We start from the raw sequence: 11,517 nt of genomic DNA, 5'->3' as shown, positions 1-11,517 counted from the left end.
TCTGTATTCATGATTCTACCGTTTAATTGTTTCTCTTTATTTTGCCTTAGCTAACGTTTTTAGTCTCTAAGCATTTATACTTATGGCAAAATTGGGATGCTCCCAAGTGACTTACCATTAACTTGGTTGAGTTTTTCGACTACAAATTGTGGGAGGTGAACTTTTTCCGCTCTAGCCTCACAACAATCCCTTACTGCTATCACAAAAGCTTTAGGTACGCTATCAAGTTGTTCGAGAAACTTTTGCCACTCTTCTTGTTTTTGATCTTTTGCATAAAGATCAACTAAATGCCAAGCTGCTAGATATTCTGCCAGAGGTTCAAGAATGAAATGAATTTTATCCTTAGAAGTTTGGTTCGTTTGAATGAGGTGTAGCTTTTCTTCTAAATATTCTAGTCGTTCTTCAGCATCATTACCTCCCAAAGTAACCAGTGCCTCCGAACGCATAATTTCTGAGGGTTGATAGCTATTCTTCAGGCAAGCCCAAGCTAGAGACTTGGCATCTTGATCGACAATGCGATCACCTGATCTGTTTTCTTCTTTAATTTCTCGGTTGAGTTCATCGAGGTATTTGAGCATTAATTCTGGAATATTATTCGGCAAAGTTAATTCTTGCGCCACTTTGACTTTCTTTTCAATTAACTGTTCGGCATATAATTTTACGAACATAGGTGTAATCCTTTTTTGACCGACAATTTCGGATAACTTAGCACAATCTTTATATAACTCCTTGTCAGTAAAGAGTTGCCGCACCCCTTTCTTAACTAAATAGGTTTCTAAAAAAGTAGAAATTTGACTTCCTGTAAGTTGACAAGGTTGGATCGTCAAAACACTACCCAAGGATTCTTCTTGCCGGGAGGTGACCACTAAAGTATGAACTGGAAAATCTGGCTGTCCAGGACGAATTAATTTGCGTGTAGTTTCACTCATTTCTGACAAATGATCTACAATGACCAATATTCGCTGCTTCATCAGCAGATGTTTAAGGAGTTCTGGAGAAACACTTTCTTCTGTAATTGCTGCTTCTAGTTGACCTCGAATAGCGGCTAAAAAAGGTTTTTCCCCTCCCGAATTATCAATCTCTATATTTTCTTCAATCAGCACCGGTAACATCCGATGTTTACAGAGACGCTCTTCTTTATTATCTGACATTGCCCATTGAGCAATTTGATAGGCTATACTGGTTTTTCCAACTCCACTTTCTCCCCAGATAAGCAGATGTCTTGGGAAAGATTCTTTTAAATCTTGACTGGTGAGTTGTTCAATCGTTGTCAGATTATCACCAGAATCAGTCTGGACAGGAAGGGGGACATAAATTGTATGATGCTGGACGGTAGGTTTATGAAGGAAGTCTTGTTTCACTTCTTTAAAGTATCTTTCTACCCATCGATCTAAAACTCTTGGATGATATTTTAAAAGTGGGAAGAAACTCAGAATTGATGCAATTGCCTTCGCTACAGGGTGAGCTTCAAAAGCAGGTTTCCAGATTTGTTCATCAATCTTAAGTAACCAGAGAGGAGAGAGCCAAAAAACTAGCAGATTGGTGAGAAATAAGCTACCAAAAATTTTAATATAAGGATGAGTAATAATACTTATCAGCCACTGTTGAGATACCTTATTTTGTCGTTCTTTAAGAAAATCTAGTCTTCGAGCAAGAATATCTTGTTGTTGCACGAATTTTTCTTTTTTTTCTTTGTCTTGCCATTCTGATTGATAAGCTGATTCCATTGCTTTTTTAGCATTCTCTAAATCCGTGATCGCTTGAGATAATCCGTCTGTCTCTTTCTGACGCTGATATTGATCCTGTAAGGAAGTTGCAATATTACTCAATCCAACAGATGAACTCACTCGCAAATCTTCATTTTTATCTTCTAGAAACTTGATTAATTCTTGTCGGCTACTAGAGGTATAGGGATCGATTTTACTTAAAGCTTCAACAGCATTATTTCGCACTGTCTGATCGGAGTCAGTTTGCAGCAATTTAATTAACACTTTTACAGCTTCTTCATCTCTCTTGCCAATACTATGAATTGCTTGAACTGCCACTTGACGAGCTGTATCATTGGGTTCATTTTTTACAATATCAATTAATTCAGGTAATGCTTTTTCAGCTTTATTACCCATTTTAATCAAAAGAGCGAAAGTTTGGGTTCGCAAAGTATAATTTTTGTCCTTCAAGAGAGGAATTAAGTTGTCTATGTCAATAACTTTTATATTGGATTTTGCATCTAATGTTTCTATAACTTTCTTGCGAACAAACCAAGCTGAATCATTCTTGACAGATGTATTCAGGGCAGTTTTAACACTTGTGTCTGTTGAGGTAATTCCTGCTAATACTTCAGCAGCACCTTGACGGACAAATCCATTGGGATCTGTTTCGAGCAGTTTAATAAGTTGAGGAACAGCTTTTTGTGATTCTTCTTTGTTTATTATACTTCCTAATGCTCCTGCTGCTGCTCTTTTTACATCGCTATCCTGATCATCTAGAGCTTTAATAAGATAGTCAACAGTTCCATTAGCATTAATTTTTCTGACAGCTTCGATCGCACTGCGGCGCACTTGCGGGTTTTCATCCTCGAAAGCAATCAATAGGTAGGGTTTAGCAGGTTCAGCTTCTGTGCCAACACCACCTAGTACGTCAGCAGATTGACTGCGTAATTCTGGGGGCAGCCGTTTATCATTGAGGACATTAATTAAAGCACACATGACATCTTCTTGCTTTAATTCTGGATACAGAAATTCCCCCCACTGCTTAATTGTCTCTAATTGGTCATTTTTTACCTCTTGATTGACAGGCTTTTTCTGATTTAGCCTGATTTTCAGTTTCTCTTCAATCAAAAACTTGACCTCTTCACTGTTGCAATTGAGTGCTAACCCTTTTTGGCTCAATGTTAGAGGGGATAAAAGACTCAACAGGGTGACAGCCATTACTTTCCAGACTTGAAGTCGAATCGGTTTCATATCGCTATCCTCCCTTGTTGAACCAGTTGAGAGAGATAATATCACCCCCCTCATTGAATTTTACCTCCCTTCCCGCAAATCTTCTCAAGTACAGCCACACCCTCCAAACACCCGCATCTTCTAGTTAATGAGCTTGGTATTGACGACCGGCGACCGGCTACCCAAAACGAAAAGATAACTGCTGTATTTAAATTTTTACAGTTTATTTTAAATAAATCAAGAGATTTAACCCCGGAATCGTGCGCGAGAGAGTCCAGATAAGGAGAGTGATATAAAAGATGCCGATACCCCATTGATACCAAACTAAAAAAGAAATGATAGCGGGTAATTCTCGATCGCGAACTCGCCAATCATTAAAGCCTAATTTTAGCAAATTATTGAGACTTAAATCGTAATAATTTAACCAATTCCAACGCTTTTGCCAAGAAATAGGAGTATAACGATCGCGAAAGAGGGGAAATTCGGGAACCACGGGTAAACGGGTGATTAATAAGCGTAATTGTCGCATACTACCATCTTGCAGAAAATAGGAACTATCCATTAAATCGTGATAGCGTCCCCGACGATAAAGTTCGATAATTAAAATTAGGGGTAAGGGGACAAGAATTAGGGCAATAGCTGTTAAAGTTAGGAGAGGACGACTGGCAGATTGCAGGATATTAAACACACCTGAAAGGGTGAGAATAATATAGCTAGTCACCATACAAAAGATTTCATAACGACTAGGAATTACTGGTTTAGGAGTGAGACGACGCACGCGATCAATTAACCAAAATAAACAGCCAAAATAGGCAAAAATTATGATTCCTGTACCGAAAACTAAACTAAAATTTGTACCATCTTGACTTAAGAGTAATAGTAAAGCAAGGAAAGAAGTATGCAGAAAATCAGCTAACCAAGTGAGGTTAATTAGGCGAATAATTGAGATATTATTTAGCTTTTGTTTTAACTGTTGAACTCGCAATTTTTCGGTTTTGTATTCAATTTGATTAGCATCGGCAATTTGTTCTAGGGAGCGAAAATTACGAACTAAATTTCTTAAAACTGTTTCATTTCCTGCTAGGGTTGGTAAATAAATTACTTGACCAATTACTCCTCTATCTCCTAGTATTTTCGCTTTATCGGAATCAAAAGCTAATCCTGATACACTCAAATAACCATTTTTAGTAAAAGTGGAATTACTAAAATCTACCTGATCTAAAAGTTTCAGATCTTGAAAACTAACCACACCATTAAAATAACTAGACCGAAAAGCACCCGATTTTTCAAAAGTGGCATTTCTAAAGGTTAATAAACTTAAAAATCTACTCTTAGAAAATATCGGACGATCTCGCCATTGACTTTGGGAAAAATTGGCTTCTTTTTCCCAGAAAGTACGGGTAAAATCTGCGGTTTTATCGTATTTAGTTTGATCAAAATAAGCTTCAGCAGTAAAATGACTGCCATGAAAGTTAGTAATACTTTTAAAATGGACTGTGCGAAAGATGGCTTTATTTAAAAATTGACTTTGACTAAAATTTACATCTCCCATAAAAGTGGCTTGGCTAAATTTAGCCACCCTCGCAAAACGGGATTCTAACCAATTACTTTCACGACTAAATTTTGCTTGCATTGCTTCGACAATTTGCAGAAAAAAAGTCTTAGAAAAGTCCACTTCTCCCATAAATACGGTTCCCTGCAACTTCACAGGTCCACGAAATACTGTGACATTAAAAACTGGTTCATCGCTATCGAATAAAAAATTTTCGTCCTGTTGTAATAACTGTTCTTCCGTGGGTGATAATAAGGTAGCGAGAGCCACTTTTGTTAAAGGAGTCGGTAAACCCAGACGGGAAGCGATAAAATTGCCTTGAATTAAGGAATTACTAAAATCTAAACCTAGGGGTTGTTTAGCGCGATTAATTTGACCTTGAATCTGTTGATAAAATTGTTCTTGCAGTTCCTTATTTTCATCGCGGATATCGATAACCAAATTGGCTAAATCGATGGTAGTCATCCCTTCTTTAAGGACGGGTGCGCTTAAACGTTCCTGCAATAAAGTTACTGTTAAAGGAAGTCTATCCATTACTGCCAAACTAGGGAGAGAATGTACAGAGAAAAACAGAAAAACAATGATTAGTAACCAGCAGCCTTTCAACAACGCACCCACGACAGTTATTTTCCTAAACAAGCTTGGATAGCCATTTCTAAATCCTCTTGGTTTAAATCGGTGATAACAAAGACTTCCTGCACACTTTTTCCTGTCCTCGCAATCACCTTAAAACCACCACGAATTGGTACTGATATCCGCAATTGTAACCGCGGACAATGACCTTTTGAGCGAGAAAGTACCCCCGGGGTGACAGTGGCGATTCCCTGATAGGTAATTAACTTTTCTAATACCGCAATCAACCCCGGAATATGAGTAGAATGATTCCAAACTAAACGACCATTATTCATAATTATGCGGCCTCTAGAGGAGCCATAGTTAATCCTTCCCGTCGCAATTGTTGGTGATAAAGTTCCGCTTGTTCTTGGGGACCTGTCCAGACAATTGCTTGTCCTTGGTAGTGAACTTGATTAGTTAATTCCCAAGCTCGATCGGTAGTCATATCCGGGATATATTTAATTAAACAATTGGCCACATGATCGAAGGTGTTAAAGTCATCGTTGAGAACAATAACTTTATAGTTGGGATAAGTCTTTTTGACCCCTTGGGTGGACTTATCTAAGGTGGTACTGGGTGCGCTGGACATAAAAGTTACAATAGGTCAAGGTTTTTGCAATTAAATTCGAGCATTTTGACAACAATTAAGCGGCAAAAGCCACAGAATTATTATTCAAAACCCGGTGATAGTAATTTAATAATTGTTTGGTGGCCGCTTGCCATGCCCATTTTTCCGCTTCTAGGCGCGCATTTCGTCGTAATTCCTCTCTTTCTGCCTTGGCGGTTAGTAATCTTTGGGTGGCACTAATTAAACCCTTCTCATCCCTAGGATCGAAGAGATGACCATTAACTCCATCGGTGACAATATCAGGAATTCCCCCCGAATTTGCCGCCACCACCGGACAACCGGCAGCCATGGATTCTAAGAGTACCAAACCGAGGGTTTCTGTGCGTGAGGGAAAAAGAAAAGCATCTGCGGAAGCAAAAGCGGAGGCTAATTCTAACCCCTGTAAATAACCGACAAAATGGGTATTTGTGTCGGCAAAATGACTTGTTAAAGCTTCCCGATGGGGACCATCTCCCACAATGGCAAATCTTGCTTCGGGAATCGCTTCTAATACTGGTTTAATGCGATCGATTTCTTTTTCGGCCGACACTCGACCAACATATAATAAGAGAGGACTATCGGGGTTATTTTGGGATAATTTCAGTCTCATAGCTGGGGATTTTAAATGAGGTTGAAATAATTCCGTATCGACTCCCCTTTGCCAAAGCTCTACTTTTTCAATGCCACGACTAGATAATTCTTGCACCATAGCGGTGGAAGTGCAGAGATTTAAACTTGCTTGATTGTGGGCCAGTTTTAATAATTCCCAGAGTAATCCTTCTAGGGAACCTAACCCATAGTGTTGTAGATATTGGGGGAGATGGGTATGATAGGAAGCGACGAGGGGAATGTTCATAGTTTTGGCAAAATAAATGCCTCCCACCCCTAAAACAGCGGGGTTAACCACATGAATAATATCAGGTTTAAACCTCTCTAAAGCTTGACCGACTGAAGGCCGGGGGAAAGCCATTTTTAATTCCGGATATAGGGGTAAGGGAATCCCTGTAACTCCATGAATTTTAGCACCTTTGTAATCCTTTAAACCGCCATCGGGAGAGAAAACTAATACCTGATGACCTAATCTTTGTAGGTGTTCCACGGTATGTTTAAGGCGGGTGACAATGCCATCGATTTTCGGTAAGAAAGTTTCTGTAAAAAGAGCAATTCGCATAGAGAAAACAAGGTTAAGTAATAATTAAGGACAAGCTTTTTTTGAGATAGCTAGGAATAATTACTGAATTTCTCAAGGCAATTAACTCCCCAATTAATCATAGATCAGAAAGGCCAAAGGTTTTAATCACTCGATCGCTACCTTCGATAACCACCGTCGCTCGATAATTATCGCCGATTGCCGCTGTCCATAATTGCCATTCCCCCGCCACATTGTCTAATTTTAAGGGATTGAGGCCCACTTCCACTTGATCGAGTCCCCCGCTAATTCCCGTTCCCAGTGCCTTTAAATAAGCCTCTTTTGCCGTCCATAACTGAAAAAATAACTTTTCCTTCTCTGCGGACTTTTCAACAAGCTCATGTTCCCTAGCACAAAAAAACCTTTTTGTCAAGCTATCTAAATCTTTCACCTCGCGCATTTTCTCTAAATCTACCCCGATGCGAGCGGTTAAAGTCAAGCCACAGATGGCCATATCTTCGGAATGGGAGAGATTAAACTGCAATTGATAGTTAATACTCGGTTTTCCCCGTTCGCTGTAGATAAACTCGATTTTTTCGGGACTTATCGCCAAATATGACCCTAAAATCTCCCGTAAACATCCCCTAGCCACCAAAAAACGCCGCTTGTGTTGGGGAAAATGGTAACGATTAGCTCTAATTATTTCATCTTCCGAGAGCAAAGAAGCCAGTTTTTCTAGTCTATCCCCAGAGGGATCGAGACTGATAAAATAGAGATGAACCTCATCGGTAGATATAAACATTAAACTCAGAAGCGATCAAATAATTAATTATCGGTAAATTTTACCGTAAAATGAGAATTGCCGACTCAAGAATTTATCCACCTTCTAACTTTTGACTTTGCAGCACACCTATGAACTTTTTTCATACTGAAGACCACCTCCAACAGTTCGGTACAGATATTTTAGAAACAACTTGGCGAGAATTTCCCCAATTAGCTCAAGAACAAATTGCCCTAACTTGGATAGTATATGATCCTCCCGTTATCGTCAACACGGGGGGAGCAATTTCTCACGAAGAATTCTGGAAATATTCCCCCCGCGGATTTAGCTATCGCGGACAAGAAAGAACCTATCCCGCTAGTTTAGTGAAATTATTTTATCTAGTAGCAATTCATGAGTGGTTAGAAGGGGGAATGATTCCCGAAAACACCGAATTAAATCGCGCCATTCGTGACATGATTGTTGACTCTGGTAATGATGCTACCAGTTTAGTTGTAGATCTGGTGACGGGAACCACTAGCGGTCCAGAAATTGCCGCCGGTCCCTTTGAAACTTGGAAGCAACAACGCAACATAGTTAATCGTTATTTTCAATCCCTAAATTGGCCAGAATTAGCGACAATTAACGTTAATCAAAAAACTTGGTCTGATGGTCCCTATGGACGTGAACGCGCTTTTTTAGGGGAATTAATGGAGAATCGCAATATGTTAACTAGCAATGCAGTGGCGCGTTTAATTCATACTATTGTCGGGGGGATTGCTGTTTCTTCCCAACGTTCCCAAATGATGATGTCTTTACTAAAACGAAGTCTTAATCCTGCTGATTGGACAAGTCAAGGAGATGATACACAAATCTTAGGATTTCTGGGACAAGGATTACCAGAAAATAGTCAAATTTGGTCAAAAGCTGGTTGGACAAGTCAAGTGCGTCACGATGCAGCCTATATTGAAATTCCCCATCATACTCCCTATCTCTTGGTGGTATTTACCGAGGGAAAAGATAACAGTCAAAATCGCTCAATTTTACCTTTTATTTCCCAGAAAGTAGCCGAGAAAATTATGCAGATCCATTAATTAAGCTGTGGGTAGGATGGTTTTCTCTGTCATTGCCAAAAGTGCTAGATAAACATCCTACTGCAATAAATCCGTAAATTTACCGATGTGCATCTCAATATACAGCTTTTCTGGGATAGATGGGGTTCGTTCTTGCAGCTGAAATACTTGATTAAGTAAGGATTTAGTCTGTGCTTCACCTTGACGGGAAAGGCCGTCATCATTTAAACTAACAATAAGTTGTTGTTAAGTAAGTAGTCGGAGATAAATTCTGTTGTCTATCTTAAGAAATGTAAATTACCACAATTCTTACTTAGTCCTGACTCCTGACTCCTGACTCCTGACTCCTTACCCCACAGTTAACTTTACTTTTGTCCAACTACTTATTTCCTCAAATGTGTGACTTTCAACCCTCACCATTGTCATAACGAAAGGGAAGTGGAGAGTAAATTAATTGTCCAGTATTTACTCCCCAAACTAGGCTACAATGCCGAACATTGGTATCAACAAGTTAGCTTCGGTAAAGTACGCTTAGATTTCCTTGTTTCCGCTCAAAAACCTATCAATAAAAGGCAGTTTTTATCCTCTCACTGTCTAATTGTCGAGGCTAAAAACCCCAGAGAAAAGCTCATCAATCATCGTCACCGCTTAGGTTATTATCTCAACTACTTTAAAGTGCAGTGGGGATTATTAACCAATGGTGATGAGATTCAACTTTATCGAAGAAAACCCGATAAAATTTATTTAGTTTTTAGATGTTCTGGGTTAGAAATTGCCTCTCACTTAGAACAGTTAAAATCTCTGATTGGCTACGAAACTTTATCCCTGGGTATTCCACCGCTTAATTCTCCAACAATCAACAACAAAAATCCCATGAAAACCATCGCAATTTATCATCATAAAGGTGGTGTTGGTAAAACCACCGTCGCTACCAATCTAGCGGCAGCCTTGAGTAAAAAAGGCAAGCGAGTATTATTGATTGATATTGATGCTCAAGCTAATAGTACCTTTGCCGTTGGTTTAATTAAGTTTCAATTCGATGATGACGATGATTTAAAAGATAAAAATGTCTTTCATTTACTCAATGATGGAGACATAACTTTTGTGCAAAATATTGTCAGAAAATCTCAGGGATTTAACCATCCAGAAATTGATGTAATTCCCGCTCATATTAGCTTAATTGAAAAACAAACTACCTTGACTAGATACGGGAGTTCTGACACAAGATTATCTAAAAAATTAGATAAAGTTAGAGATGATTATGACTTGGTTATTATTGATACCCCGCCATCCTTAGATTTTTATGCTCAAGCTGGTTTAATTGCTTCCGACTATCTGATTATTCCATCAGATCTTAAACCATTTTCTAATCAAGGTTTAAATAGTGTAAAAAATTTTATCAAGGAAGCAATTAACGAACCTCGTGAAAATTTAGGTAAAGAACCCCTAAAAATTTTAGGCGTTTTACCTTCCAAAATTTCTACCAATGCTCAATACTTAAGATTTAATTTTCCCAAACAAAAACAAGTAATTCCAGACAAATATGGTTTACCCTTGATGGAATCGACTATCTCGGAAAGAATGCCTTTATCTCGCTGTATAAATCAATCCTTTCCCGTGGGAGATTTAGAAATTCCTGCTCCCCAATCTATAATGGATTATGCCGAAAATCAAGGCGATGCGGGAGTATCAGCAGCAGAATTTGAAGCCTTAGCACTGGAAGTTTTAGCTAAAATAGGAGTTAAATAAATGTGGGATTTTTTACTAATTGATTTACAGGACGTGGTAGCCACTAAAGAGCGTTCTTATTTTCCAGAAACAGATTTACACAACTTAGCTAATCTTATTGTAGCAATGAAGGGCTTAATGCGTCCTGTCATTCTCAAAAAAATTGGCTTTGAACGCTTCCAGATTATTGAGGGAAATTTAGAGTATTATGCCTGTTTAATTGCTAAAGAAAAAGAACGCAGCCTAGAAACTATTAACGCTTTTGTGGTTGATAAAGAAGCGGAGAATATCGCTTTACAGCAAATACAGTTATTATCTCCTTCTCCTGGGTTAATTACCACTTCTGAAAAAATAGATAATCCTCTAGAATTGAGGATGAGTAATCTTGAAAAACGATTAGAAACCCAGTTACAAGCAATCCGAGAGGAGTACCAAAAAGAAATCAAAAGACTGGAAGAAAAAATTATTATTTCTCCTCCTCCTTCTGCTTCTCCTCCTCCTTCTCCTCCTTCTAAATCGATTTTAGAGCTTTTGAATAGCTGTGACGCTAATCAACTTAAAAAAGCGGGAATTCCACCAGCATCTGTTAATGAATTTCTGAAAAAACGTTCAGAAAAGCCCTTTGATTCTGTGGAAGATATACAGCGAGGAGTGACAGGAATTGGGCAAGTAAGGTTGGCTAAACTTGTCGATTATTTGCTGACTTCTAATTGATTTTTGTGGGTGTGTTGAGCTACTTTAACACACCCTACCGATGGATGTTATAATAATGGAAGATCAGTAAAAAAGCCTGATCCGATAGCGGGCAAAGATTAACTAAGTAGGTAGGTGTTAAAAATTGTCAGGCACCCCCCTTAATAAGGGGGGCAGGGGGGATCCCCCCGCCTATCGGCACCCCCCTTAATAAGGGGGGCAGGGGGGATCAAGGGCAAAATCTATCTTCTATTTAATTAGAAACACTTACCTAGAAGACGGGTGAAAAGAGAAAACTTATGACAACTACCCCAGTAATAGCTGCTTCTTTAACAATTCCTCCCCTAGAAAACGGCGATAAATTAACTCGATGGGAATTTGAACGACGTTATCAAGGGATGCCCCATCTCAAAAAAGCGGA

Annotated in this window: 9 protein-coding genes and 1 pseudogene; 4 read left to right on the top strand and 6 right to left on the bottom strand. The window is 38.9% G+C overall.

Annotated features, from left to right (window positions below):
* Window positions 1-80: 80 nt before the first annotated feature.
* The 6 genes from PX481_RS06850 to PX481_RS06825 all read right to left on the bottom strand — a co-directional run bounded on the left by PX481_RS06850 (window position 81) and on the right by PX481_RS06825 (window position 7,644).
* The gene (locus PX481_RS06850) at window positions 81-2,960 is read right to left on the bottom strand and encodes a HEAT repeat domain-containing protein (RefSeq protein ID WP_288094095.1); all 2,880 of its coding nucleotides are present in this window, start codon (window positions 2,958-2,960) and stop codon (window positions 81-83) included.
* Between the two features lie 202 nt (window positions 2,961-3,162).
* The gene (locus PX481_RS06845) at window positions 3,163-5,109 is read right to left on the bottom strand and encodes a pentapeptide repeat-containing protein (protein ID WP_288094093.1); all 1,947 of its coding nucleotides are present in this window, start codon (window positions 5,107-5,109) and stop codon (window positions 3,163-3,165) included.
* 5 nt (window positions 5,110-5,114) lie between these two features.
* Entirely contained in the window at window positions 5,115-5,399 is a 285-nt protein-coding gene (locus tag PX481_RS06840; protein WP_288094091.1) for a DUF2103 domain-containing protein, read from the bottom strand.
* Window positions 5,400-5,401: 2 nt separating this feature from the next.
* Entirely contained in the window at window positions 5,402-5,695 is a 294-nt protein-coding gene (clpS, locus tag PX481_RS06835) for an ATP-dependent Clp protease adapter ClpS (protein ID WP_288057478.1), read from the bottom strand.
* Window positions 5,696-5,750: 55 nt separating this feature from the next.
* The gene (locus PX481_RS06830) at window positions 5,751-6,884 is read right to left on the bottom strand and encodes a glycosyltransferase family 4 protein (protein WP_288057479.1); all 1,134 of its coding nucleotides are present in this window, start codon (window positions 6,882-6,884) and stop codon (window positions 5,751-5,753) included.
* Window positions 6,885-6,981: 97 nt separating this feature from the next.
* Window positions 6,982-7,644 (bottom strand): 4'-phosphopantetheinyl transferase family protein, encoded by a 663-nt coding sequence (locus tag PX481_RS06825; RefSeq protein ID WP_288057480.1) that lies wholly within the window; start codon window positions 7,642-7,644, stop codon window positions 6,982-6,984.
* A 110-nt stretch (window positions 7,645-7,754) separates the two neighbouring features.
* On the opposite strand from PX481_RS06825, the gene PX481_RS06820 reads away from it, so the two are divergent.
* The 4 genes and pseudogenes from PX481_RS06820 to PX481_RS06805 form a co-directional block, all read left to right on the top strand.
* Window positions 7,755-8,696: a serine hydrolase gene (locus PX481_RS06820; RefSeq protein WP_287170668.1), complete on the top strand. Its 942-nt coding sequence runs from the start codon at window positions 7,755-7,757 to the stop codon at window positions 8,694-8,696.
* Window positions 8,697-9,074: 378 nt separating this feature from the next.
* The gene (locus tag PX481_RS06815; protein ID WP_288094089.1) at window positions 9,075-10,424 is read left to right on the top strand and encodes an AAA family ATPase; all 1,350 of its coding nucleotides are present in this window, start codon (window positions 9,075-9,077) and stop codon (window positions 10,422-10,424) included.
* The gene (locus PX481_RS06810; protein WP_288094087.1) at window positions 10,425-11,117 is read left to right on the top strand and encodes a ParB N-terminal domain-containing protein; all 693 of its coding nucleotides are present in this window, start codon (window positions 10,425-10,427) and stop codon (window positions 11,115-11,117) included.
* A 278-nt stretch (window positions 11,118-11,395) separates the two neighbouring features.
* Window positions 11,396-11,517, top strand: a pseudogene (locus tag PX481_RS06805) (Uma2 family endonuclease); the annotation flags it as partial.

It is taken from the genome of Microcystis sp. M53603_WE2 (assembly GCF_030065435.1).
This window is presented reverse-complemented; position numbering and strand designations above follow the sequence as displayed.